We start from the raw sequence: 20862 nt of genomic DNA, 5'->3' as shown, positions 1-20862 counted from the left end.
AAGGGGTAGAAAAGGAAAAGGCAAAGTGTCAAAAACTGCAAATCAAGAAAATTTTCCGGTTGCCAGCCTGTTATTGGCCCCAAATGTGCGCCAACAGGTGATGGAATTTTATCAATTGGCACGCTGTTGGGATGATATTGCGGACTCCCCAACTCTCAGCCCGGAAGAAAAACATAATGAATTGCCAGACGAGTGGGAAAACCCGTTTTTGAACGATCTCTTGGTTGCCTTTCATCAGGATGCTGACCAAAACCGTTATGAAAACTGGCAGGATTTAATGGATTATTGCCAATATTCCGCCAACCCGGTTGGACGTTTTTTATTGAATGTACATGGTGAAAGTGGGGGTGAAACTTTAAGCGATTCCCTGTGTAGTGTTTTGCAAATCCTCAATCACCTGCAAGATTGCCAAAAAGATTTTCAGGTGATGAACAGAATTTATCTGCCTCTGGAATTTTTGCCTGAAGGGGAAAGTTACGAAAACTTGCTTTCACAATCAAGCTGTGCCCTACCTTTACGGAATGTTCTCAACATCTGCCTGGACCGGGTTGATGAAATGTTGAAACCGGTTTTTAATCTACCTAGCCAGATTAAAAACAAACGGTTACGTTATCAATGCAAGGTTACCCTGCTTTGTGCGGTGGCTTTGGCTGGTCGATTACGTTGTCAGGATCCATTGGCAAGACGGGTTGAACTCGGTACATTCGATAAATTTCTGATTGCCTACAAAGGTTTTTACCCTTTATGACACGTCCCAGCTCAGCCGATTTTGAATATGTCGAAAATATTGTGTGCGAGGCCAAAAGTTCCTTTGCGTTGGGGATGAAAGCCTTGCCTAAGGATCGGCGCGGTTATCTTTTTGCGATTTATGCCTATTGCCGCATGCTGGACGATATTGCCGACAATGCCCTTCCCCGTGAAGAAAAGCTAAAGAAATTGAATGAGTGGCGGACCAAGGTTACGCAACTTATTGTAGGGAAACCATCTTGCGCCATCACACGCATATTGTGTGAGGCCATAGATCAATATGATGTTCCAAAAGATGAGCTTTATCAATTGATTGATGGGATGGAAGTCGATATTTTGGGACCTATCCACGCCCCGTCTTGGGATGATTTATATGACTATTGCCGCAAAGTTGCCGTCAGTGTCGGCTTGTTGTCCCTTCCCATTTTTGGACGGACAGACCAAGGGGCACAGGACTTCGCACAGGAATTGGGATACGCCTTGCAATTAACCAATATTTTGCGTGATGTGGTTGAAGATGATCAAGTCGGGCGCTTGTATTTACCACAGGAATCTCTGCAAAAGCATCAGGTGGAAGGGATTGTTTCGCCAAACCTTAACCTTGTTCTCGCCGATGTCGCTGAAAAAACGGAACAGCATTATAAAAATGCAGAAAAGTTGCTGAGACAAATCGGAAGTGCGAACCTAAAACCAGCCGTTCTGATGAAGCAGGCTTACCAGAAAATATTTAAAAAAATGCAACATCGCGGCTGGCATCAAATGACACCGCGTATGAGCCTGAGCAAGACGGAAAAAGCATTTTTGGTTATGGAATTCCTGACGCGTCATGATTAAACATCTTCATATTATCGGGGCTGGTTTGGCGGGGCTAAGTGCTGCGGTTGAAGCTAGAAAAAACGGTGTTTCTTGCACCATATATGAAGCCACAAAAAAAGCGGGCGGACGCATTCGTCAAGCCCGAAGCCATGACAATGGCACACATTTAATCGTAAAAGGCTATGAAGCGACCTTTGCGTATCTGAACCAAATTGGCATGAGTGAAACGCTCTCTCCCTTTGGGAATGGGGCGTATTCTTTCACGGAACCTGCAAGTCACTTAAGCTGGAAAGTCAAAGCCAATCACTTTGTCTGGCAAGTGGCAAAGGGTAGTATTCCGGGGGTAAATGCAACAAATATTGTGGGGAAAACGGCAAAAGATCGCTTATGGGATCCATTTTTTCTCGCTGTTTTTAATACGGAACTCAAAGACGTTCCGGCGCAACTGCGAAAGAATATGTTCTTTGAGATGTTAAAACAGGGGCCAAGTGCCTTGATCCCTTATTTTTGCCAAAACACACTTGAAGATACATTTGTACGCCCCCTCTTGGATCAGTTTGATATCAGGTTTGGAAAAAGATTAACCAGCGTAAATGAAAGTCAACTTGTTTTCAAAGACGGGCAAATCCCCCTAAAAAAAACAGACCGGGTTATTTTGGCCCTGCCGCCTCAGGCTTATGCACAGATTACCTCTCCTTTTGATTTTTCAGCGATTACATGCAACCCAATCAGCAATTTTCATTTTGATCTGGATTCGGATGTGGAGGAATGTTTTGTCGGCCTGATCGGGACACGAAGCCAATGGCTTTATGCCAAAGGTCGGCATGCCTGTGTCACCATCAGCAATCAAAAATTCGAATCGTCTGAAATTTCAAAACAAATTTGGATGGAAGTTCGCCCACTTTTGGGGCTTGATGATTGTCAGATGCCACCGTGTCGACTTGTTTGCAAAAAACATGCAACACCTGCACAAAATATGGATTTTGCAACCCATCGCCCTCAAACTAGAACGAACTTTACAAATCTTTTTCTTGCAGGTGACTGGATTGAGACCGGACTTCCAGCTACCATTGAAAGTGCAATTAGGTCAGGCAAATGGGCTGTAAAAGCGGCAATTGATAATAAAAGATAATTTTTTATATCTTTTTTCATAAAAGCCTTCATTTTTACAATCATTCTGCCTATTTTTTAGAAATATTCAAATTTACCAAACTCAGAAGAGGTCAACAAATGGCATTCGAACTTCCTGCCCTGCCTTATGCTCAAGACGCACTCGAGCCACATATCTCCGCTAACACTTTGAGCTTCCATTACGGCAAGCACCACAACACCTATGTTGTGAACCTTAACAACCTGTTGGGTGATGCTGCTGGTTCTTCACAAGCTGACCTCGAAGCCGTTATCAAAGATGCGGCTGGCGATGCGTCTAAGGCTGGCGTATTCAACAATGCGGCTCAAGTCTGGAACCACACATTTTATTGGAACTGTATGAAGCCGAACGGCGGCGGCGCACCCAGTGGTGAACTGGCTGCAAAAATTGATGCGGCTTTCGGTTCCTTCGATAAATTCAAAGAAGAATTTTCCCAAGCTTGTATCACCGCTTTCGGTTCTGGCTGGGGTTGGCTGGTTGTTGAAAATGGCGAACTGAAAATCACCAAAACAATCGGTGCAGACACACCGTTGGCACATGGTCAAACCGCACTGTTGACATGTGATGTTTGGGAACATGCCTATTATCTTGATTACCAAAACCTGCGCCCAAAATACGTTGAAACGTTCCTCAACGAATTGGTCAACTGGGATTTTGTAGCTGAACAATTGGCAAACGCATAATCGCAGATCAATATGATCAAATAAAAAGGCCCGGTACTGTCAAAAGTGCCGGGCCTTTTTTTTATGTCTGTATTTGACGCCTTAAACAGCAATTATAGCAGCCAATGTCCTGCGATCTTCAATTTGAAGGGCGCAAAATGTTCGGGCCGCCGCACCGGAATTCATCCATTCCAGTATGAGGCCTTTTTCTTTGACAGCTTCGCGCAAGCCTTTGGGCGGCATCTTGGATGTCTCCCCGCAACCAACCAGCAAAATATCGTAATTTTCCGCATGATCGAGAAGCGGTTGCAAGCTGTCCAACGTAATATCGGATGGCTCTGTCACATTCCACGGATCCACCCGGCCTTCGTACAGTAAAATTGATCCCGTGACGATATGGCCGTTTACATCGAAACGACCATCGCCATAGGATAGGATCATTAACCGGTTATCGGTGACGAGAGGGGTGATGTCCAAAGACATTAAACAGCCCCCTCGCCTTCGACTTTTTCAATTTCGCTATCTTCTTCATCTTCATCATCGCTGCGACGAAGTACGAAGTAAGTCAAAATTGGAACGGCGAGACAGACCGACGAATATGTCCCGATGACAATGCCCCAGATCATGGCAAAGCTGAAACCGCGAATAACTTCACCGCCCAAAATATAAAGGGCAAGCAAAGCAACCAACGTGGTCACAGATGTCATAACGGTACGAGACAGTGTTTCGTTGACTGACATATTTAAAAGTTCTGGCAAATCCATCTTTTTGTATTTGCGCAAGTTTTCACGTACGCGGTCATAGACAACCACCGTATCGTTGATGGAATACCCGGCAATAGTTAGAACAGCGGCAACCGTGGAAAGGTTGAATTCCATCCCCAGCAGGGCAAAGATACCGATCGTTGAAATAACATCATGGATCAAGGCAACAACGGCCCCCATCCCGAATTGCCATTCGAAACGGAACCAGATGTAGACCAGTATCGCACCGATTGCCAGTGCAACAGCCATGACACCATCCATGAAGAGTTCTTCGGAAACCTTCGGGCCAACGAACTCTGTACGGCGGTATTCAACGGTATCGTGTAATTCCGACTTAACGGCCTCAACAGCGGCTTGTTGCGCTTTTTCGTCACCATCCTGGCGTTGAATTCGGATGAGGACTTCTTCTGGCTCACCAAATTCCTGAATGGAAATTTCACCCAGGCCGAGTTTTGAAAGTTGTGTCCGCAAGGCCCCGACATCTGCCGGGCCACTATTGGAACGAACCTCCATCATGATACCGCCTTTGAAGTCGATACCATAATTCAAGCCATTGGTACCAAAAATACCGATAGAGGCAATGATCAAACAGAACGAAAAGGCAAAGAAAGCAATTTTCTTGCCGATGAAGTCGATTTTTGTCCCTGTCGGGATCATATGCAAACGACGCATGTGTAATCCCTCCTCTACAGTTCAAGTGTTTTGGGTTTGGTACGACGTAACCACACGACAACCTGCAAACGGGTCAACATAATCGCCGTAAACATGGATGTCAGGATACCGATGGCCAATGTCACAGCAAAACCGCGCACCGGACCAGAACCAAATTGATAAAGCAAGACAGCTGCAATCAATGTGGTGACGTTCGCATCGACAATGGTTTTAATCGCCCGCTTATACCCGGAATCAATCGCCGCAATGGGACCAAGTCCATTACGCGTTTCTTCGCGGATCCGTTCGAAAATCAAAACGTTGGCATCAACCGCCATACCGATCGTCAGGACAATCCCGGCAATACCGGGCAAGGTCAAGGTGGCCTGTAAGACAGATAAAGCTGCACCGATGAGAATAATATTAAACATCAATGCGATATCCGCATAAATCCCAAAACGTCCGTAGCTGGCAACCATAAAGATGATAACCCCCAACAAACCGATGACGGAGGCAACTTTACCCGCTTCAATCGAATCAGCCCCCAAGCCCGGACCAACGGTGCGTTCTTCAAGAATGACCAAAGGTGCCGGCAGTGCACCCGCACGCAGCAAAAGCGACAGATCATTGGCTTCCTGAACGCTGAAACGTCCGGTAATGATCCCGCTGCCACCCAAAATCGGGCCTTGGATATTCGGTGCACTGATGACTTTGCCATCCAAAACAATCGCAAGGCGGCGATTGACGTTTTTAGATGTGACCTGCCCGAATTTCTTTCCACCTAACGCATTGAAGGTAAAGGAAACGACAGGTTGCGCATCCTGAAATGTCGGCTGACTGTCAATCAACATATCGCCGCTCACTTCGACTTTACGGCGAACGGCAATTTTGGTGTTTTCATTTTCCGCGTCCGGCAAGGCAATCGTTCCCGGGGGAATGCGTCCGGCCAAAATATCTTCCGGTGTCACCGTATGATTGACCAGATGAAAAGTCATTTTTGCCGTTTTACCCAACAGACGTTTAACGTCTTCAGGGTTATCAATCCCCGGCAACTGGATCAGGATACGATCGTCACCTTGGCGTTGAATATTGGGTTCTTTTGTACCTGTTTCGTCAATCCGGCGGCGCACGATTTCGATTGATTGTTCAACCGCAGAGCGTTTTGCCTTCAAAACGGCTTCTTCCGTCATGGTAATACTGATTTTACCATTTTCATTGATGGTCTCAGTACCTGTATCGATTTTACGAAGCAGATCATAGGCTTGTTGAACCTGATCGGGCTTTTTAATCTGGACGCTAACTTGGGAATCTCGAATGCCGAGTCCGGTATAGCGAATACGTTCGCTACGCAGTGTTTGTCGAATTGAATCGACAATAGATTCCAGTCGTTCATTGATAACGGTCTGGGCTTCAACTTCCAAAAGAAGGTGTGAACCACCGCGTAAATCAAGCCCTAGACTGATCTGTTGATTGGGGAGCCAACCCGGTAGATTTTCCGTCGTGTTGCGATCAAGCAGGTTGGGCGCAGCAAATGCCACGCCCAACAAGCAAACAGCAACCACGATGGCAATTTTCCATTTGGCGAAGTAGACCATGATATAAGGTCCCTTCCATTAACGTTCGTGATTAGTCTTTTTTACCGCCGAAGAGTTTTTTCAAACCACCGGCCTGTTCGGTTTTTTCTTCACCCTTGTCGGCGTCTTCACCTTTTGCGGGCTCTGTCTTGCTTGTGACGTGCGCAATCATATCGCGGCGTACCTTAACAACGATGTCTTTGGCAATTTCGACAGACAGTTCGGTATCGTTTTCGACTTTCGTCACTTTACCGAGAATACCGCCGTTAGTCACAATGTTGTCGCCGCGACGAACGGCTTCCAACATGGCTTTATGTTCTTTCGCACGTTTTTGCTGCGGACGGATCATCAGGAAGTAAAAGACGATGAAGATCAGGATAAGCGGCAAAAAGGCCTCGATGCCGCCACCGGCACCACCAGCAGCTTGAGCATAAGCCGGAGAAATGAGCATTGAAAACTCCTTGGTTGAAACAGAAATCTCGTTGGGTATTCCCCAAACTTGGCCGGGACTATACAATGCGGTGTTTACATTTTCTATATGAATCCTTAGCTTTCAGAGACTTTTTTCACCTATATGAGAGTAATATGAGCGAGCAACAAATCCTTTCCGTTCTTTTGCGAATTGCAGATGCACTGGAACGCCAATCCCCCAAGCCTGTTGCAAACAACGATCTTGATCATGCCGATGCCTTTGTCTGGCACCCTGAAACCTGCGCTTTACATGCCATTCATCAGGTCAACCACGTGCCACTTGATATGCTGCAAGGCATTGAATTACAAAAGAAATTACTCCTTCAAAACACACAGCAATTTGCCAATGGATATTCGGCAAACAATGCCTTGTTATGGGGCGCGCGTGGGACGGGCAAAAGCTCTATCGTTAAGGCGGTCCATGCCTATATTAATGCGCAAAAAGCACATAGCTTGTTGATTGTTGAAATTCACCGCGAAGACCTTTCAACCCTGCCGGACTTGTTGAAAGTGTTGAAACAAACGGATCGACGTTGTCTGGTTTATTGCGATGATTTGTCTTTTGATGGTGATGATACCTCTTACAAATCATTGAAAGCCGTTCTTGAGGGTGGAATCGAGGGCCGACCGGAAAATGTCATTTTTTATGCCACATCAAACCGTCGCCATTTAATGCCACGCGATATGATTGAAAATGAACGTTCAACAGCCATCAACCCTGCAGAAACGGTTGAAGAAAAAGTTTCCTTGTCTGATCGTTTCGGCATGTGGCTTGGTTTTCACAATATGGATCAAAACACCTATTTCGCAGCAATTGCCGGGTATATCGAACAATATAAATTGGATATATCCGAGGAAGACTGGAAAGCAGAGGCCATCGAATGGACGGTCACGCGTGGATCAAGGTCCGGGCGTGTCGCATGGCAATATATTCAGGATTTGGCCGGACGATTGGGGAAAAAACTTTCCTAAGTCTCAGACCAGACGGCGAGTTCATATCCGTCTAAGTCTTTAAACTGAAAACGCCGACCACCGGGGAAATCGAAAATCTCTTTGCTGATTTCCCCACCAGCGGCTGTGACTGCCTTTTCCAAAGCACTGAGATCAAGGCCATAAAGTACAATCAAAGGCCCACCGGCAACCGGTGTACCGTGAGCAAACCCACCCGTCATATGGCCATCATTAAATTCACAATAATCCGGCCCATAATCGCTAAAGGTCCAGCCAAAAACATCACCGTAAAATTTCTTTGTTCGTGAAATATCCTGCACAAGAAATTCGATGTAATTGATTGTTTTATCTTTGGGGGGACAAATCGTCATATCAATTAACCTCCAATTCGCACCAGACCGGGGTGTGGTCGGATGCTTTTTCCCAGCTGCGTGGCGTTTTATCAATGTCTGCATTGGTCAACAGGTCCGCAGCCTGAGGGGACAATAACAAGTGATCAATCAGAACACCATGATCCTTTGTCCAGCCCCCTGCGCGATAATCCCACCATGAAAATTGACCGGATTCAGGGTGATACAGTTTAAAGGCATTGGTCAATCCAAGGTGAAGATGTTGACGATAAAGGCGGCGACCTTCTTCGCGGCAAATGGCATCGTTTGCCATTTTTTGAATATCGTACACATCGCCATTATCCGGGGCGACGTTATAATCTCCACCTAAAACAAAAGGAATTTCCTGACTTAATAAATCTTTGGTGCGTTCAATCACCCGTTCCATGAAATTCAGTTTGTAATCAAACTTTTCCGACTCGATCGGATTACCATTGGGAAAATAGATTGAAGCAACACGAACGCCGCCTGTATCGGCTTCCAGATAACGCGCTTGTTCGTCTACTTCATTGCCAGGTAAGGCACGTAAAACAACCTCAATCGGTGCTTTGGATAAAACAGCAACGCCGTTGAATGATTTTTGCCCAACATATTCAATATGATAGCCTAGTTCTTTCAATTCCAGTGCTGGAACGGTATCGCCCGGTGTCTTTAATTCCTGTAAAAGCGCGACATCGGGATTGAAATCTTTTAACCAGCGCAGCAAATGTTCTGTGCGTGCATTAATCCCGTTTACGTTCCACGTTGCGATTTTCACAGGTCATTTCTCCATTGAGCCAACAGTCCTCCATAACATATACTGTCCTTATGAAGTTTCCAGTATTCCTTTTCCTTTTTTTTGTTGGCTTGTTGCTGTCTGGTACAGGACAAGAGGCATGGGCCAAAAACGGTTGGCCCACCTGCCCCGAAGATGGTCGCCGTGTCGAGATTTATATGGAAACCTCTATGGGAAACCTGCGCTATCAAAACGGTTTTAATCCCGCGCAATTGTCACAAATAAAAAACAAGGTGCGCCGCCAGATGGGGCCACTTTGGGTGCCAAATGGGCTGACGGTTGCTGATGAAAACTATAATCTTGAAATGACGACACAAGTTTATCAGCTTGGCCGGGATCGTTATTGTGCCGTTATCAAATCAGCAAAGGTTTTTATCGGATATCGCAATATCAACGTTTATATCAGTTCGAAATACCCCCAAGGGTCTTGCGAATATGAATCGATTTTAAATCACGAAAATATTCATGTGCAGATTTTTCGCGATACGCTTTATCGCTATGCAAACTCGATTGAAAGTGCTGTTCGCAAGAAAGCCCCAAGGATAGGCCCGGTTTATTTGCGCTCAGCCAATGCCACCAGCAAAAAATTGCGCGACCTGCTGGATGCCCAGATCAGGCCGCTTTTTAAGCGGATGTCATCGGCGATTAGTCGCAAAAACGCCCGCATCGACACAAAAGCCAATTATCGTCGCGAACAGGCCATGTGCGCAAATTGGTAAAATCGCCGGATTAAACGGAAAAAGACGACCCGCAACCGCACTCCGATGTAGCATTCGGGTTGGTCATTTGAAAGCTGGACCCCATCAAATCGGTCACATAATCCAGTTGCGCACCTTCTACAAACGGTAAGGAGGCTTCGTCAACCAGTACATCGACATCATCAAAGCTAAAGACCTGATCATCGGCTTTGACTTGATCATCAAGGCTGAAATTATAGGAAAAACCCGAACAACCGCCGCTGGTAATCATAATGCGAAGCTTAAGATCTGGATTACCTTCCTGCGCAATCAGTTTTTTAACCTGCTCGTTTGCGCTTTGTGTCAAACCAACTTGTGCAGTCATATCGAACTCCGTCCTGTAAAATATCTTTGGCCTTTTATGTAATCTATCTTTTGTATTTGTCAAACCCATTGCATATCAAGGCCCGCGAGGTTACCTTTCTTTCCATGAACCAACATATTTCACTTGCCCCATTTGCCAGCCTGCCAGAACAAAGCAAAGGCCGCTGTTTTCCTGAACCGGAAAGCGCAACACGAAGCTGTCACCAACGTGATCGGGACCGCATTATTCATTCTGCGGCCTTTCGTCGTTTGCAGTATAAAACGCAGGTTTTCGTCAACCATGAAGGCGATTTTTTCCGAACGCGATTGACGCATTCCCTTGAAGTCGCGCAAATCGCCCGAACAGCATGTCGTTACCTCAACTTAAATCAGGAATTGGCGGAATCGCTTGCCCTTGCCCATGATCTTGGCCATCCCCCTTTTGGACATGCGGGGGAAGATGCCTTGGACGAGGCCCTCGCGCCTTATGGCGGGTTTGACCATAATGCGCAATCGCTTCGTGTTGTCAGTGAACTGGAGCAACGCTACGCCGAATTTGACGGGCTGAACCTGACGTGGGAATGTGTGGAAGGTGTTGTCAAACATAACGGTCCCTTGTTGGGCTCTAAAGTTTTAAATCCCAAGCCGGTCCCGCAGGCGATACTGGACTATAACGAAAATGTTATGGATCTGGATTTGGAAAACTATTCCAGTCTGGAGGCGCAAATCGCCGCCCTTTCCGATGATATCGCCTATAACAATCACGATATTGACGATGCCTTGCGCGCTGAAATTATTCGAATCGACGACTTAAGTGATATTCCTGTTGTGGGTGAAACATTTGCACAAGTTGCCAAACAATACCCCGGTTTGGATGAATCTCGCCTGATTTACGAGGCTGTTCGCAGACTAATTGGCGATATGGTCAACGATCTCTTGCAGGAAACGCAACAGCGCATTAAAGATGCCTCACCAAAAGATATTGATGATATCCGTCATTCGAATGGACCGATTGCGTCTTTTTCCGAACGCATTCAAAAATGTGATCGGGAATTGAAGGCCTTTATGTTTGAAAACGTTTATCGTCATTACAAAATCAATCGGATGACCAGCAAGGCCCGCCGGGTGGTACAAAACTTGTTCACCTTGTTTATGGCAGAACCTAACTGTTTACCGACTGAATGGTACAAACTCACCGATGGCAAGCCGTCGGAACGCACCGCAAAGGTCGTTGCCGATTATATTGCCGGAATTACAGATCGTTACGCGTTGGATGAACATGCCCGTTTATTTGACGTACAGGCCAGAAACTCATGAATTTTTTTAAAGCATTTCATTGTGAAATTTCTTCTATCGTTGAAAAATTATCTGCCGCAGGCAAATTGCCCGATGGCATGGACCCATCCCGCCTGACGTGTGAACCACCGCGTGATGCCTCGCACGGTGATGTTGCCACCAATGCCGCAATGGTTCTGTGCAAGCAGGCCAAAATGAAACCGCGTGACTTGGCAGAGCTGCTGGCGGTGGAAATTGCCAAAATCGATCATGTCACCTCTGTTGATGTTGCAGGCCCCGGTTTTATCAATATCCGTCTGGCGCAAGAATTTTGGCATGCAAAATTATGTGACGTACTTGCAGCAGGCACCGATTGGGGGAATTCCGATATCGGAAACGGTCAAACGGTGAACGTGGAATATGTTTCTGCAAACCCGACAGGCCCGATGCATGTCGGACATGGCCGTGGCGCCGTGGTCGGTGATGCCCTCGCCTTGTTGTTAGCCAAGGCAGGTTATAAAGTTACGAAAGAATATTACATAAACGATGCCGGGGCGCAGGTTGATGTCTTGGCCCGTTCTGCTTATTTGCGTTACCGCGAAGCTTTCGGTGAAACGATTGAAATCCCTGAAGGCCTATACCCCGGTGATTATCTGGTTCCAGTCGGTGAAAAACTTAAAGAAACATTTGGCGACAAATGGCTGAATGCCGAAGAATCTGATTATCTGGACGAGATTAAAGCCTTTTCAATCAATGCTATGATGGATTTGATCCGCGAGGATTTAGCCGTTCTTGGTGTAACCCATGATGTCTTTTCTTCCGAAAAAGAATTGGTTGAAAATGGTGGCGTTGACAAGGCAATCGCTTATTTGGAAGAACGTGGCTTGATCTATACTGGTGTGCTGGAACCGCCGAAAGGTAAAAAGCCTGAAGATTGGGAACCGCGTCCGCAATTGCTGTTTAAGGCGTCCGAATTTGGTGACGATGTTGATCGTCCGCTTAAAAAATCCGATGGTTCCGGGACTTATTTTGCCTCTGACATTGCCTACCACTTTGATAAATTCCAACGCGGTTCAGATCAATTAATTGATGTCATGGGCGCAGATCACGGCGGATACGTTAAACGGATGAAAGCCGCCGTCAAAGCTATGTCCGAAGGAAAAGCGGAACTAGACATCAAGCTTGCCCAAATGGTGAACCTGATGGACAACGGCGAACCCGTTAAAATGTCCAAACGGGCTGGTACATTCATTACATTGCGCGAAGTCATTAATAAAGTGACCAAAGATGTTGTGCGCTTCATCATGCTGACGCGCAAGAATGACGCGCAACTGGATTTTGATTTTGCCAAAGTCACCGAACAATCCAAAGACAACCCGGTTTTTTATGTTCAGTATGCACATGCGCGCTGTCATTCTGTGTTCCGCAAGGCCGATGAAGAATTTGCCGATCTGGACCGCACAGAAACCGCCTTGGCAAAAGCCGATTTGTCCTTGTTAAATGATGAATCTGAGCTAACTTTAATGAGATTAATGGCGGAATGGCCGCGCCTGATCGAAGCCGCAGCCGAAAGCCATGAGCCACATCGTATTACCTATTACCTATACGATTTGGCGTCCGAGTTCCATTCCCTTTGGAACAAGGGCACCGGAGACGTCAGTTTGCGTTTCCTGCATGCCGATAATCTGGAATTGACCAAAGCGCGTCTTGCTTTGTTAAAGGCTGTTTCTTTGGTAATTGCATCCGGTTTGTTGGTTTTGGGTGTTGAACCACGTGAGGAGTTGCGTTAATGCCGCATAGGGATGATTTCGACGACGATTTAATGGACCCGTCTTCGGATGCCTATGATTACAAGCCCGTTTCGTCAAACGAAGGCGGCGGCGGTAAAGCTGTAAAGCTTCTGGTCGCTGCCACGGTCATTGCCGGTTTGGCAGGTGGTGCCTGGTATTTCGTAGGAATCGGGGCGCAAAACCATGATGACGTGCCGCTTGTGCGCGCAACAGACAGCCCGACCAAGGAAAAACCGGATGATCCCGGCGGGATGGCTGTTCCCAACCGTGATAAGACGGTCTATGACCGTGTGGCCGGTGATAATACGGAACCCAAGCTGGAACGTTTGTTACCACGGGCAGAACAACCCTTGGATAAGCCTGTTCAAAGTATCCCCCTGCCTGACATGGAAACGCCACTCACGCCAAGCGAAGATGTCGCTGCAACGGATACAACAGAGCAAGCAACACAATCAGAAACCCCGACACCGGCCTTACCCGAGGTACCGTCAGAAGATTTGGCGAAAAATATATCTGAACCTGCACCGGCCCCCGTGCAAATTGACGACCCCAATTCACCACGCGCGTTGGTGAAACGCGGTATAGAAGAGGCCACAACACCCGAAGATGAACCTGAAAATTCACCACAGAACGCACCAACGCAACAGGATAAAGAAGACCTGAATGCGAAAATCGCTGAAGCCCTTGGTGAAGAAACACAAGTTGAACAGCCAACACCCGCCCCAGCCCCCAAAACGGCAATGGCAAAGGTAGAAGAAAAGCCGAAAACCATTCCAAGTGAGATAAAGCCACTGGATCAGGCCGGGTACATTCTGCAATTGCTGTCGTCAAAAAGCGAAAGTGGCGTGCAATCCACTTGGGATAAGATCAAGGCCAAAAACACCGATATTATCGGCGATCTTCCCGTCCATATCGTCAAGGCGGATTTAGGGCCTGAAAAAGGCATTTATTACCGTTTACGCCTTGGTCCGGTTCAAACGGCGGATAAAGCGAAATCTTTATGCGCGCAATTCAAAAAACGTAAAGTGGGGTGCTTCATTGTCAAAGTACGATAATGACAATCCGAATGCCGTCATTTTTGGCTGTGAGGGATTGGAACTGAATGACTGGGAACGTGATTTCTTTCGCGATGTGAATCCGCTTGGTTTTATTCTTTTTGCCCGCAATATCGATAATCCCTATCAGGTGCGTGAACTTTGTGATGATTTACGAAGTTGTGTCTCACACCCGGATGTGCCGATCCTGATTGATCAGGAAGGCGGACGTGTTGCCCGGTTAAAGCCACCGCATTGGCGTGCAGCCCCGACAGCGGCCAAAATCGGTGAACTGGCGGCTTTTAATCTGGAAATGGGATTGGAAGCAACGCACTTAAACGCACGCCTGTTTGCCTCGGAATTAATGGACCTTGGCATTAATGTGGATTGTGCCCCTGTACTGGATATTCCGACAGAAGATGCCGATCCGATTATCAGTGATCGGGCTTATTCCACACACCCGGAAATGGTGGCTGTTTTGGGCCGGGCGGCCTGTCGGGGCTTCATGGCAGGCGGTGTCTTGCCTATTGTAAAACATATCCCAGGTCATGGGCGGGCAACTGTGGACAGCCATAAGGCTTTGCCAGTTGTCGATACCACCCTTGATATTCTGGAAAGTGTCGATTTCCGCCCCTTTATTGATCTGGCGGATATGCCTTGGGCGATGACGGCACATATCGTTTACAGCGATATCGACCCTTATGCACCGGCAACCATGTCGCCACGCCTGATCGAAGATGTTATTCGCTGCCAAATTGGTTTCAACGGCATTTTGATTTCGGATGACCTTTCCATGCATGCCTTGGAAGGTGATTTTACAAACCGGGCACAAAGCGCCTTGGAAGCCGGATGTGACCTTGTCCTTCATTGTAACGGGGAACGCGACGAAATGCTGGCGGTTGCCGAAGGTTTGCGACCGATTAATGATCAAACCGATGACCGTCTGGAAGAAGGCTGGAAAATGTGTCGGGAAAATCTGGAAGAGATTGACTTTGACCAAGCCGAACATCGTTTCAACACCCTGATGGAATTGGTCTTGTAACATGGATTTTGCCAACATCGGTTTTATGGTTTCAGTCTGGATCATTCCGATTATCATTGCCGTGACCTTACACGAAGCCGCACATGGCTGGGTGGCTTGGCGCCTTGGCGATCATACGGCCTACATGATGGGGCGTGTTACATTCAATCCGATTAAGCATATTGACCCGTTCGGCACGCTTTTAATGCCGGGGTTGATGCTGTTGCTATCCGGTGGAAAAATGATGTTTGGTTATGCCAAACCCGTCCCGGTTAACATGCGCAATTTTTCCAATATCCGGCGTGATATGGTGCTGGTGGCGGCGGCTGGGCCAGGGGCCAATATCCTGATAGCCATTATCTCTGCTTTGTTATTTTATACCTTACCTTTAATGCCTCCTGATGTCGCAAACTGGTTAGGTCATAACCTTAAAAATTCTTTGTATATCAATGTAATATTGTGCGTTTTTAACTTAATACCTTTGCCCCCATTAGATGGCGGGCGGATTGCTGTTGGTCTATTACCCCATCCATTAGCTATGCGTTTGGCAAGCCTTGAACGTTATGGCATGTTCATTTTATTGGGCATGATTTTTTTAGTACCCTATTTAGGAAGTATTATCGGCTTAAACTTAAATATTTTTTGGTGGTTGGTTAAAGTTCCTGCTGACTATATCACTTATGGAATTGCCTATATGGTCGGTATCGCGGGGTAAAACGTGATGGCCAATCTTATTGATCTTGATCAGCATGAAGACGATGACCTGCGCCCAAAGCGCAAAAAAGCGTCACTGATTATTGATCTGGATGGGTTTGAAGGGCCGCTGGATATCCTGTTGGAATTGGCCCGCGATCAAAAGGTTGATTTGATCCATCTGTCCATTTTGGAACTGGCCGATCAATATTTGTTGTGGGTGGCAGAAGCCCGTCGCCAAAATCTGGAACTGGCGGCGGATTACCTTGTTATGGCGGCCTGGTTGGCTTATCTGAAAAGCCGTTTGTTGATCCCGGCACAAGCCAGTGAAGAAGAACCAAGCGCCGAAGAAATGGCTGCCGCCCTCGCCTTTCAATTGCAACGATTGGAAGCTATGCGTAATGCCGGGCAGACCTTGCTGGAACGCAACGCTTTAAACCTGACAATCTTTCGCCGGGGGGAACCGGAAAATTTCGGCAAGCTGGATGATGTGACCTATGATGTCACGTTATACGACTTGATGAAGGCTTATGGGGACCAGATGAACAAGCATGTGGATCAAACTCTTCATATTGAACCCACAGACCTTTATTCTATGGATATGGCGATTGAACGGTTACGCGCTTTCCTTGGGAAAATACCGGAATGGACAACGTTAATGCATTTTCTGCCCAAGGATTTGAAAAACAGCCTTCATACCCGTTCTGCAATTGCGTCCACCTTTGCCGCTGCTTTGGAAATGGCACGTGATGGTAAAGTGAAAATCAGACAATCCGATACCTTCGGCCCGATTTATATCCAAAGCCCGGATATGGAGACCAAGTAAATGAGCGACGAACAGTTCACGCAAAACCTCCGCCTTTTGGAAGCCGTTCTTTTTGCAACCAAGGAACCCTTGGGCGAACGCAAACTTTCCAATTATTTTGAAGATGAAATTGATCTAAAAGCCTTGCTGAAAACCCTTCAGGAAGAATATGCCAATAAAGGGGTCAATCTGGTCCGACGTGGCAATGCATGGGCGTTTCGCACGGCACCGGATTTAGCGGAAAAATTAAGCGAATATCGCGAAAACGTAAAAACCTTATCGCGTGCCGCCATCGAAACTTTAGCCATTATCGCCTATCATCAACCGGTAACCCGTGCTGAGATTGAAGAAATTCGTGGTGTTTCCCTTTCAAAAGGGACGCTAGATGTTTTGTTTGAAGCCGATTGGATCAAACCGCGCGGACGCAGACGGACACCGGGACGGCCCATGACATGGGGCACCACGATTGATTTTCTTGATCAATTCGGGTTGGAACGGGTCGAAGACCTGCCGGGGATCGAAGAATTGAAATCAGCTGGCCTGCTGGATGCCCGCCCCGCCATCAATGCCTATAGTGTGCGCGGGGAAATGGAACTGCCGTTTGACCACCCCGATCAACCGGAAGATGAAGACGAATTGATCGAACCGCTCGCAGAAGAATAATCATAGAAAAATTGCCAGTATTTCTGCTGGACGGATCAACTTCTTTTGTATATTTGTTATTGCAAGTCATTTTCAAAAACAACAACCTTACAAATAAAAACGCGTGGCCATGAAACAATACGGATTGCAAAATCTCTTTAACGGCTGGACTCTCTTCACCGTTATCACCGCGCTGATTATTGCCTCACCTGTTTTCATTGTTGTTTCCTATGTATTCGTTCCTACAGGTGAAATCTGGTCGCATTTGGCCGATACGGTGCTTGGGAACTATATCTATAATTCCGTTCTTTTATTGGTTGGTGTGGGCACAGGTACGCTTGTGGTCGGTACGGGGTGCGCGTGGATTGTCACCATGTGCCGTTTTCCGGGACAAAAGGTGTTTGAATGGGCGCTTTTGCTGCCCTTGGCGGTCCCGGCTTATGTGATTGCCTATACCTACACCGGGCTCACAGATTTTGCCGGTCCCGTACAAACTGTCTTGCGCGAGATTTTCGGCTGGACCTCGCGGCGTGATTACTGGTTCCCTGAAATCCGTTCAGTTTGGGGGGCGATGACCATGTTTACATTGGTGCTTTATCCCTATGTCTATATGTTGTCGCGCGCTGCATTCCTTGAACAATCCATTTGCGTTTTGGAAGTCAGCCGTACCCTTGGGCGCACCCCTTGGCAGGCTTTTAAAGATGTTGCCTTTCCCTTGGCACGTCCCGCAATTGCGGCAGGAAGTGCCCTTGCCCTGATGGAAACCCTGAATGATTTTGGCACCGTTCATTTCTTTGCGGTTGATACCTTTACCACAGGCATTTACCGAACGTGGTTTGGCATGGGGGAACCGGCGGCAGCGGCACAACTGGGCGCATGTCTGCTTATTTTTATTGTCAGCTTAATCGCCCTTGAACGTTATTCACGTGGTAAAGCAGCTTATCATCATACCACCGTGCGCTATCGGGCGTTAAGCAAGTTGGAAATGTCGCCCCTGAAGCAAGTCATTTGCATTCTGGCTTGTTTTTTTCCTGTTTTATTGGGTTTTTTACTGCCCGCAGGCGTCTTGTTAAACTGGGCTTTTCAAACAACCGAATGGTGGATGAACCTGCAATTTGTCGAATTCGCCTTTAACAGTTTCATTCTTGCCTGTGTCGCGGCTTTGCTTGCTGTCTTCTTGGCTGTTTTAATGGCCTATGGCGCCAGACTTCGCCCGTCATTTTTTACCAAATTCGGTGTGCGTGCCGCGTCTATCGGTTATGCTGTGCCAGGATCTGTTCTGGCGGTTGGCATTATGCTGCCGTTTGCCTGGACCGATAACCTCGTGGATAGTTGGGCGCGCGAACATCTGGGTTTTTCAACCGGATTGATTCTGTCTGGAACAATCGTTGCCGTTGTTTTTGCCTATATTGTCCGGTTTTTGTCTGTTTCTTTTAATGGCATTGAGGCCGGATTGGGTAAAATCACACAAAATATGGATTGCGCGTCACGTACGCTTGGACATAATCCATCCGAAACCCTTAAAAAAGTACATCTCCCGCTTATTCGTGCCAGTATGTTTAGTGCCGGGATTTTAGTCTTTGTCGATGTGATTAAAGAACTTCCAGCAACCATGATTATGCGCCCGTTCAATTTTACTACACTAGCCGTTCGCACATTTGAACTGGCAAGTGATGAACAATTGGCCGAAGCTTCCAGTGCAGCACTTGCAATGGTACTCGTTGGTATTATTCCGGTGATTATGATCAGTCGCACCATTGCGAAATCACGCCCGGGTCAAGAAAATTAGGACAGAACGAATATGGTTTTAAAGCTTGAAGATATAAGACTTTCTTTTGATGGTTTTTGCGTTCTGGATAATCTCAGCCTTCATGTGAAAGCCGGTGAATTTGTCTGTTTGCTTGGTCCCAGTGGATGTGGCAAGACATCAACCTTGCGGGTTTGTGCAGGTTTGGAAAGCCCGTTAAGTGGTCGGGTTATGCTCGGCGATAAAATCGTAACCGATGGCACGAAAGTCTTACCGCCGGAAAAACGGCACATCGGTTTTCTTTTTCAGGATTTTGCACTTTTCCCGCATTTGAATATTTTTCAAAATGTCGCCTTTGGCCTCAAAGGATATTCTAAACCTGAAACAGAACGCCGTGTTCTCGAAGTTTTAAAACAGGTCCGCATGGATAAATACGCCCATGCCCTGCCCCATACCTTGTCTGGCGGACAACAACAACGTGTCGCGCTTGCGCGTGCTTTGGCGCCAAAGCCGGGGATCATGTTGTTGGATGAACCTTTTTCCGGCCTTGATTCAGGCTTACGTGCTGATATTCGTGATGAAACCCTGCATGTTTTAAAATCAACAAATGTCGCTGCCGTGATGGTTACCCATGACCCGGAAGAAGCCATGTTTATGGCTGACCGTATTGTCTTGATGAAGGGCGGTTCCATTATTCAGGACGGGGCGCCGCACGAACTTTATACAAATCCGATTGACCATTTTGCAGCCTCTTTCTTTGGGGAAATCAATATCATTAAAGGGGTCATTAAAGAGAGCACCGCACAAACTATTTTGGGCAGTGTTCCAGTATCTGGCTTTAACGAAGGTGAAATTGTTGACGTCCTCATTCGACCGGAAAACGTGATTGTCCGGCCCAGAAACGATGTTGATCAGCATTTCCATACAACAAAAATTGAGGCCGCCCGTTATCTGGGACGAGACAGCTTGCTGCATCTTTGTGTTGAAGATGAAACGGGGGCTTGCACACATTTGCATGCACGTATTGATAGTCAGTTGAAACCTATCGTAGATCAAAATATTGTTGCAACAATGGACCCTGCGCGCGCCTTTGTATTTCGCGCCTGCTAAATGTAAAAAATTGTGCCTTTAGCATTGCCGGGCTTCCATCTTTCTGCTTATATGCTTGTCAACAATTGTATAACTAAAATCTTGGAGACCTCGCATGGGTATTGGTGTTTGGCAAGTTGTCCTTGTCCTTGTCATTGTTTTGATCATTTTCGGCGCAGGCAAATTGCCTAAAGTCATGGGCGATGTTGCAAAAGGCGTCAAGAACTTCAAATCCGGCCTGAAAGAAGGCGAAGAAGAAGCCAAAGCAGACGACCAAGCTGCGATCTCAGCTAAAGAAGAAACGGAAGTTCCGGCGTCTTCCGAGAAAAAAGACGTCTCTTAAGCCCTTCCCTTTCCCTGAATCTGGATAGAATCGATGTTTGATATCGGTTGGACGGAAATCGTCACCATTGTGATTCTTGCTGTTCTTATCATCGGCCCACGCGATTTGCCCAAAGCAATGCGTGCAATGGCCAAGATGATCGGAAAAGCCAAGCATATGATGCGTGAATTTCAAAACAACGTCGATGATATGATCCGGGATACGGAATTGGAGGAAGTCAAAAAGTCCATTCAATCCGCCCGTAATTTTGACGTGAAAAGCCAAGTCGCCAAGGCGATTGATTCAGATGGATCAATTGAAAAAGGAATGGACCTTTCGAAAGAGGCGGCCGCTTTCAATAATTCCATGAAAGAGCCATCCCCGTTGCAAAACGAAGAACAAGTTGCTGTCCCGAAAAAGGATGCAGTATCGGATCAATCAGAAAAGAAATAAC

At 46.9% G+C, this 20862-nt stretch carries 24 protein-coding genes; 17 read left to right on the top strand and 7 right to left on the bottom strand.

What is annotated here, in order from left to right; all coding sequences use genetic code 11:
• The first annotated feature begins 25 nt into the window (after positions 1-25).
• From IEW74_RS00600 to IEW74_RS00585, 4 genes are all read left to right on the top strand, one after another.
• Positions 26-748 (top strand): squalene/phytoene synthase family protein, encoded by a 723-nt coding sequence (locus IEW74_RS00600; RefSeq protein ID WP_188659948.1) that lies wholly within the window; start codon positions 26-28, stop codon positions 746-748.
• The gene (locus tag IEW74_RS00595; protein ID WP_188659945.1) at positions 745-1581 is read left to right on the top strand and encodes a squalene/phytoene synthase family protein; all 837 of its coding nucleotides are present in this window, start codon (positions 745-747) and stop codon (positions 1579-1581) included. The genes IEW74_RS00600 and IEW74_RS00595 overlap by 4 nt, the downstream gene beginning before the upstream one ends.
• On the top strand, positions 1574-2695 hold the full coding sequence (locus tag IEW74_RS00590; RefSeq protein WP_188659942.1) for a hydroxysqualene dehydroxylase: 1122 nt from the start codon (positions 1574-1576) through the stop codon (positions 2693-2695). The genes IEW74_RS00595 and IEW74_RS00590 overlap by 8 nt, the downstream gene beginning before the upstream one ends.
• Positions 2696-2793: 98 nt before the next feature.
• The gene (locus IEW74_RS00585) at positions 2794-3396 is read left to right on the top strand and encodes a superoxide dismutase (protein ID WP_188659939.1); all 603 of its coding nucleotides are present in this window, start codon (positions 2794-2796) and stop codon (positions 3394-3396) included.
• An 81-nt stretch (positions 3397-3477) separates the two neighbouring features.
• Here IEW74_RS00585 and IEW74_RS00580 read toward each other — a convergent pair whose 3' ends face one another.
• From IEW74_RS00580 to yajC, 4 genes are read right to left on the bottom strand one after another with little or no spacing between them, the layout of a single operon-like run.
• Entirely contained in the window at positions 3478-3858 is a 381-nt protein-coding gene (locus IEW74_RS00580; RefSeq protein WP_188659936.1) for an Mth938-like domain-containing protein, read from the bottom strand.
• Positions 3858-4811, bottom strand: coding sequence for a protein translocase subunit SecF (gene secF, locus IEW74_RS00575; RefSeq protein WP_188659933.1), 954 nt, complete (start codon positions 4809-4811; stop codon positions 3858-3860). The genes IEW74_RS00580 and secF overlap by 1 nt, the downstream gene beginning before the upstream one ends.
• 14 nt (positions 4812-4825) lie before the next feature.
• Positions 4826-6385, bottom strand: coding sequence for a protein translocase subunit SecD (secD, locus tag IEW74_RS00570; RefSeq protein ID WP_188659930.1), 1560 nt, complete (start codon positions 6383-6385; stop codon positions 4826-4828).
• 31 nt (positions 6386-6416) lie between these two features.
• On the bottom strand, positions 6417-6815 hold the full coding sequence (gene yajC, locus IEW74_RS00565) for a preprotein translocase subunit YajC (protein WP_188659927.1): 399 nt from the start codon (positions 6813-6815) through the stop codon (positions 6417-6419).
• Positions 6816-6949: 134 nt separating this feature from the next.
• Between yajC and IEW74_RS00560 the strand changes: the two genes are divergently transcribed.
• Positions 6950-7807: an ATP-binding protein gene (locus IEW74_RS00560; protein WP_188659924.1), complete on the top strand. Its 858-nt coding sequence runs from the start codon at positions 6950-6952 to the stop codon at positions 7805-7807.
• On the opposite strand, the gene IEW74_RS00555 is transcribed toward IEW74_RS00560, so the two are convergent.
• Entirely contained in the window at positions 7804-8157 is a 354-nt protein-coding gene (locus IEW74_RS00555; protein WP_188659921.1) for a VOC family protein, read from the bottom strand. The two genes, IEW74_RS00560 and IEW74_RS00555, sit on opposite strands and share 4 nt — an antisense overlap.
• A 1-nt stretch (position 8158) precedes the next feature.
• Positions 8159-8932 (bottom strand): exodeoxyribonuclease III, encoded by a 774-nt coding sequence (gene xth, locus IEW74_RS00550; RefSeq protein WP_188659918.1) that lies wholly within the window; start codon positions 8930-8932, stop codon positions 8159-8161.
• Positions 8933-8982: 50 nt separating this feature from the next.
• Between xth and IEW74_RS00545 the strand changes: the two genes are divergently transcribed.
• On the top strand, positions 8983-9669 hold the full coding sequence (locus IEW74_RS00545) for a hypothetical protein (RefSeq protein WP_188659916.1): 687 nt from the start codon (positions 8983-8985) through the stop codon (positions 9667-9669).
• Between the two features lie 10 nt (positions 9670-9679).
• Here the strand turns inward: IEW74_RS00545 and erpA are convergent, their stop codons facing one another.
• The gene (gene erpA, locus IEW74_RS00540) at positions 9680-10012 is read right to left on the bottom strand and encodes an iron-sulfur cluster insertion protein ErpA (protein WP_188659913.1); all 333 of its coding nucleotides are present in this window, start codon (positions 10010-10012) and stop codon (positions 9680-9682) included.
• 104 nt (positions 10013-10116) lie between these two features.
• Here erpA and IEW74_RS00535 point away from each other — a divergent pair, with 104 nt between their 5' ends.
• From IEW74_RS00535 to tatB, 11 genes are all read left to right on the top strand, one after another.
• Positions 10117-11307, top strand: a complete 1191-nt coding sequence (locus tag IEW74_RS00535) for a deoxyguanosinetriphosphate triphosphohydrolase (protein WP_188659910.1) — start codon at positions 10117-10119, stop codon at positions 11305-11307.
• Positions 11304-13055, top strand: coding sequence for an arginine--tRNA ligase (argS, locus tag IEW74_RS00530; protein WP_188659907.1), 1752 nt, complete (start codon positions 11304-11306; stop codon positions 13053-13055). Before IEW74_RS00535 ends, argS begins: the two co-directional genes overlap by 4 nt.
• Complete coding sequence (locus IEW74_RS00525; protein ID WP_188659904.1) at positions 13055-14110, top strand: SPOR domain-containing protein; 1056 nt, start codon at positions 13055-13057, stop codon at positions 14108-14110. The genes argS and IEW74_RS00525 overlap by 1 nt, the downstream gene beginning before the upstream one ends.
• A complete protein-coding gene (gene nagZ, locus IEW74_RS00520) occupies positions 14094-15131 on the top strand; it encodes a beta-N-acetylhexosaminidase (RefSeq protein WP_188659902.1) in 1038 nt (345 codons plus the stop codon). The genes IEW74_RS00525 and nagZ overlap by 17 nt, the downstream gene beginning before the upstream one ends.
• 1 nt (position 15132) lies before the next feature.
• Positions 15133-15825 carry a site-2 protease family protein gene (locus IEW74_RS00515; protein WP_188659900.1) on the top strand — a complete coding sequence of 231 codons (693 nt, stop codon included), beginning with the start codon at positions 15133-15135 and terminating at the stop codon, positions 15823-15825.
• A gap of 6 nt (positions 15826-15831) precedes the next feature.
• Positions 15832-16629, top strand: coding sequence for a segregation and condensation protein A (locus tag IEW74_RS00510; RefSeq protein ID WP_188659898.1), 798 nt, complete (start codon positions 15832-15834; stop codon positions 16627-16629).
• Positions 16630-17271: an SMC-Scp complex subunit ScpB gene (gene scpB, locus IEW74_RS00505; RefSeq protein WP_188659896.1), complete on the top strand. Its 642-nt coding sequence runs from the start codon at positions 16630-16632 to the stop codon at positions 17269-17271.
• A 109-nt stretch (positions 17272-17380) separates the two neighbouring features.
• Positions 17381-19039, top strand: a complete 1659-nt coding sequence (locus tag IEW74_RS00500) for an ABC transporter permease (RefSeq protein WP_188659894.1) — start codon at positions 17381-17383, stop codon at positions 19037-19039.
• A gap of 12 nt (positions 19040-19051) precedes the next feature.
• Entirely contained in the window at positions 19052-20107 is a 1056-nt protein-coding gene (locus IEW74_RS00495; protein WP_188659892.1) for an ABC transporter ATP-binding protein, read from the top strand.
• Positions 20108-20201: 94 nt separating this feature from the next.
• Positions 20202-20429 (top strand): twin-arginine translocase TatA/TatE family subunit, encoded by a 228-nt coding sequence (gene tatA, locus IEW74_RS00490; protein ID WP_188659890.1) that lies wholly within the window; start codon positions 20202-20204, stop codon positions 20427-20429.
• Between the two features lie 33 nt (positions 20430-20462).
• Positions 20463-20861, top strand: a complete 399-nt coding sequence (gene tatB / locus IEW74_RS00485; RefSeq protein WP_188659889.1) for a Sec-independent protein translocase protein TatB — start codon at positions 20463-20465, stop codon at positions 20859-20861.
• Position 20862: the final 1 nt, after the last annotated feature.

This window comes from Terasakiella brassicae (assembly GCF_014641495.1).
GTDB classification, from domain to species: Bacteria; Pseudomonadota; Alphaproteobacteria; order Rhodospirillales; family Terasakiellaceae; genus Terasakiella; species Terasakiella brassicae.
The sequence above is the reverse complement of the archived record's forward strand: the minus strand, read 5'-3'. Positions and strand labels throughout refer to the sequence as shown.

Bases quoted from the DNA above. Each gene is read 5' to 3' on its own strand.
- IEW74_RS00595 (WP_188659945.1), top strand. From the start codon at position 745: ATGACACGTCCCAGCTCAGCCGATTTTGAATATGTCGAAAATATTGTG.
- IEW74_RS00590 (WP_188659942.1), top strand. From the start codon at position 1,574: ATGATTAAACATCTTCATATTATCGGGGCTGGTTTGGCGGGGCTAAGT.
- IEW74_RS00585 (WP_188659939.1), top strand. From the start codon at position 2,794: ATGGCATTCGAACTTCCTGCCCTGCCTTATGCTCAAGACGCACTCGAG.
- IEW74_RS00580 (WP_188659936.1), bottom strand. From the start codon at position 3,858: ATGTCTTTGGACATCACCCCTCTCGTCACCGATAACCGGTTAATGATC.
- secF (WP_188659933.1), bottom strand. From the start codon at position 4,811: ATGCGTCGTTTGCATATGATCCCGACAGGGACAAAAATCGACTTCATC.
- secD (WP_188659930.1), bottom strand. From the start codon at position 6,385: ATGGTCTACTTCGCCAAATGGAAAATTGCCATCGTGGTTGCTGTTTGC.
- yajC (WP_188659927.1), bottom strand. From the start codon at position 6,815: ATGCTCATTTCTCCGGCTTATGCTCAAGCTGCTGGTGGTGCCGGTGGC.
- IEW74_RS00560 (WP_188659924.1), top strand. From the start codon at position 6,950: ATGAGCGAGCAACAAATCCTTTCCGTTCTTTTGCGAATTGCAGATGCA.
- IEW74_RS00555 (WP_188659921.1), bottom strand. From the start codon at position 8,157: ATGACGATTTGTCCCCCCAAAGATAAAACAATCAATTACATCGAATTT.
- IEW74_RS00545 (WP_188659916.1), top strand. From the start codon at position 8,983: ATGAAGTTTCCAGTATTCCTTTTCCTTTTTTTTGTTGGCTTGTTGCTG.
- erpA (WP_188659913.1), bottom strand. From the start codon at position 10,012: ATGACTGCACAAGTTGGTTTGACACAAAGCGCAAACGAGCAGGTTAAA.
- IEW74_RS00535 (WP_188659910.1), top strand. From the start codon at position 10,117: ATGAACCAACATATTTCACTTGCCCCATTTGCCAGCCTGCCAGAACAA.
- argS (WP_188659907.1), top strand. From the start codon at position 11,304: ATGAATTTTTTTAAAGCATTTCATTGTGAAATTTCTTCTATCGTTGAA.
- IEW74_RS00525 (WP_188659904.1), top strand. From the start codon at position 13,055: ATGCCGCATAGGGATGATTTCGACGACGATTTAATGGACCCGTCTTCG.
- IEW74_RS00515 (WP_188659900.1), top strand. From the start codon at position 15,133: ATGGATTTTGCCAACATCGGTTTTATGGTTTCAGTCTGGATCATTCCG.
- IEW74_RS00510 (WP_188659898.1), top strand. From the start codon at position 15,832: ATGGCCAATCTTATTGATCTTGATCAGCATGAAGACGATGACCTGCGC.
- scpB (WP_188659896.1), top strand. From the start codon at position 16,630: ATGAGCGACGAACAGTTCACGCAAAACCTCCGCCTTTTGGAAGCCGTT.
- IEW74_RS00500 (WP_188659894.1), top strand. From the start codon at position 17,381: ATGAAACAATACGGATTGCAAAATCTCTTTAACGGCTGGACTCTCTTC.
- IEW74_RS00495 (WP_188659892.1), top strand. From the start codon at position 19,052: ATGGTTTTAAAGCTTGAAGATATAAGACTTTCTTTTGATGGTTTTTGC.
- tatA (WP_188659890.1), top strand. From the start codon at position 20,202: ATGGGTATTGGTGTTTGGCAAGTTGTCCTTGTCCTTGTCATTGTTTTG.
- tatB (WP_188659889.1), top strand. From the start codon at position 20,463: ATGTTTGATATCGGTTGGACGGAAATCGTCACCATTGTGATTCTTGCT.